This window comes from Daejeonella sp. (genome assembly GCF_037719425.1).
GTDB lineage: Bacteria > Bacteroidota > Bacteroidia > Sphingobacteriales > Sphingobacteriaceae > Daejeonella.
Map to the genome: position 1 here is coordinate 5,371 of NZ_JBBJNI010000053.1, position 3,434 is coordinate 8,804.

2 protein-coding genes are annotated in these 3,434 nt (G+C 42.9%); both read left to right on the top strand.

Annotated features, from left to right (window positions below; genetic code table 11):
- A partial coding sequence (locus tag WKF69_RS08925) for an AsmA-like C-terminal region-containing protein (RefSeq protein ID WP_340381254.1) occupies positions 1–2,159 on the top strand: 2,159 nt, incomplete at its 5' end.
- A gap of 48 nt (positions 2,160–2,207) precedes the next feature.
- Positions 2,208–3,254, top strand: a complete 1,047-nt coding sequence (locus tag WKF69_RS08930) for a quinone-dependent dihydroorotate dehydrogenase (protein ID WP_340381255.1) — start codon at positions 2,208–2,210, stop codon at positions 3,252–3,254.
- Positions 3,255–3,434: the final 180 nt, after the last annotated feature.

The following is a 3,434-nucleotide window of genomic DNA, read 5'->3' on the forward strand; positions in this document are numbered from 1 at the left end:
AAGCGAAAAATGTTTTCATTAAGATAGACTTGTTTTCCATTCTTACAGGATCTCCGACAATCAAGGACATCAGAGTCAGTAACGGTTCGATATATCTTTTTACGGATAGCTCAGGACTAAGAAATACGGATATTTTTAAAAAGAGGGATACGACAGCCGGCGGCGGAGGTGGCGGAAGAAAGCGGATTAACCGGGTGCTGCTTGATAATGTCAGCCTGACGATAGATGACAAACTCAAAAACAAGCTTTTTAAATTTAATATTGATGATTTCAACGGACGGATAAAATATAACAGCAAGGGGTGGGATGGAGCTGTAAGCCTCAGAACTAAACTGGAATCGTTTTCTTTCAACCTGAGACGGGGCAGTTTTCTCACAAATAAGACAGTCAATATGGATATTGATCTTGCTTATAATGATGGAAACCATTTGCTGACGATACCAGAACAGGAGATAAGCATAGATGGTACGGATCTTTATCTTGGGGGGCAGTTTAGATTTGCTCCTAATTCTTCTGACTTCAGACTAAATATTAAAGCCCCTTCTATTTTATATGCCGACGCCCTCACTTTCTTGTCGCCGCACATTACTTCGAAACTAAAACGATACGCTGTTAAAAAGCCTATCAATGTTAAGGCGTCGTTAATTGGCAAACTGAAGCGCGGGGGTGAGCCGCTTATTAATGCGTCGTGGGTGGTTGTGGATAATCAGCTGAGTATGGCAGGTGAAACTATTACCGATTGCAACTTTACTGGCTCTTACAGCAACCAATGGATAAAGGGACTCCCGCGGAATGATCCGAATTCTGTGATCGTATTTAATAATATGACCGGGAAATATTATGATATCCCTTTCGTGGGAGACTCCGTAAGGATAAGCGATTTAAAAAATCCGGTGTTTACTGGCAGGTTCAGATCGTCATTTCCCCTAACTAAGCTTAACAATGTTTTTGGAGGCTCAACGTTCCTGTTCAATGAGGGTAAGGCTGACCTCGATCTTGTCTATAAGGCACCGTTTAACCAAAATGACAAAGGCCAGCGGTTTATCTATGGATCAATAAATGTTCACACGGCGCGGGCTACATATAAGCCTAGAAATCTCTCTTTAAATAATATGCAGCTGAATATGAACTTCAAGGGGCGGGATCTTTATATTGATAATTTAAAGCTGAAAAGTGGCTCCTCCTCCATCACTATGGCAGGAGTTGTAAAAGACTTCTCAAACCTGTATTATTCCGATCCTCAGAAGATGCTTATTAACTGGCAGATCAGAAGCCCTCAGATCAACCTGAACGAATTTATGGTTTTGCTTGGGCGTCGTAAGGCCGTTAATGATTCAGCTTCTTCGAACCAAGCTGTACGGAAGATGTCGGGTAATCTTGATCGTATTCTGGCCCAGGCAAGTATGGCCATGAACCTTAATGTAAATAAGGTCATTTATAAAAAATTTGTTGCTACCGACGTACGCGGAGGCATTACCCTGAAACAATCAGGCATTGTAATCAATAACCTTAGTTTAAAGCAAGGTGGTGGCAGCCTGGCTGTGACGGGTAACATCGATCAGACTGGAAAGGTCAACAAGTTCAATATTGACTCTAAGATCAATAATGTAAATGTTGAGCGTCTGTTCTACGCCTTCGATAATTTTGGTCAGCAAGCCATAACAAATGAGAATTTGCGCGGTACCTTCTTCGGCGGAACTTCAGTTTCGGGGTCTATGAGTGAGGATGGAGCAATAGTGCCGCGGTCTTTTCGCGGAAATGTTGCCTTTGATATACGCAATGGCGCATTGGTAAATTTTGAACCATTGAAAAAAGTAGGCGCCTTTGCTTTTCCTAACAGGAATTTTACTGACATCCGGTTTACCAGTCTGAAGAACACGCTGAACATACAGGGAAATAAGATTATTATCCCGCCAATGGAAATCCGTTCGACAGTATTAAATATATTCCTGGACGGCGTTTATAGCTTCACGACCGGGACTAATATCGCCATAAAGATACCGCTACGAAATCCAGGTAAGGATGAGCCGGACAATGTCAAAATGAAAGGGAAGGAGCGTGACCTGAAAGGCATTGTTATCAACCTCAGGGCTCTTGACGGTGAAAATGGTAAGGTTAGATTCAAATTGGGTAAAAGAGCTCCTGATGGCTATGAATAAGCCACTGTTGTTTTAGAAATTAAAAGGTCAAACCTGTAACTTCGCAGCATGTATCAGATCATAAAGCCCTTACTATTTAAGTTCGATCCGGAAAATATTCATCATTTTGTAACCGGAGGCTTGCGGGTAGCAAACCGTATCTGGGGCGTTAAGCCACTATTGAAAAGCTCGTTCCATCTCAACGATAAGAGGCTGGAAAGGGAGGTTTTAGGCTTAAAGTTCAAAAATCCAGTTGGCCTTGCCGCGGGATTTGATAAGAATGCAGATTTTATTAATGATCTGGCTGAATTTGGGTTTGGCTTTATCGAGATTGGAACGGTTACTCCCCTTCCTCAACCCGGAAATGAGAAGCCGAGAATGTTCAGACTCCCTGAGGATGATGCCCTTATCAACCGGATGGGTTTCAATAATCAGGGTGTGGATGTGGTTGCACATCGGTTAAGTAAGTTTGACCGCAAAGGGTTAGTAATCGGAGGGAATATTGGTAAAAATAAGATAACTCCAAATGAGGATGCATTAAGTGATTACATTAAATGTTTTGATAAGCTCTTTGACGTGGTCGATTACTTTGTGGTCAACGTTAGTTCTCCCAACACACCGGGACTTCGCGAGCTGCAGGAGAAAGAGCCTCTCAAGAATATCCTGAATTCCCTTCAGCAGCGTAATTTTAAAAACGATATTTCACGCCCCATCTTACTCAAAATAGCGCCAGATCTTACGGATTCCCAGCTTAATGATATAATCGAAATTGTGACAGAAACTAAAATTGCAGGAGTGATTGCAACGAATACGACTATCTCCCGTGAAGGGCTTATATCTCCGGAAAGCTTGCATAAAGAAGCAGGTGGTTTAAGCGGTAAGCCCCTTGCCAAACGCTCGACAGAGGTTATCCGTTATCTTTCTGAGAACTCAAATAAAGCATTTACTATAATCGGGGTTGGAGGAATTCATTCTGCGGAAGACGCCATCGAAAAGATCAATGCTGGTGCGGCGCTTGTTCAGATCTATACCGGGTTTGTTTATGAGGGGCCGGGGTTGGTGAAGAGGATTTTGAGAGGATTGTTAAGGAGTGGAGAGTTGAGAGTGGAGAGTTGAAAGTGGAGAGCGAAAAAATTGAAAACTGAATTGGGCGAAGGTGCCTTACGAATGAGGGCCGTCACGTTATGTGTATATTTAATTAAAAGGTGTGAGGTACCTGCTTTCGCAGGGATGACAACTATTGGTTGAGTTCTGGGGATGGCGAGGTGGCTGAAGGCCCCCACGCCATCCCCAATT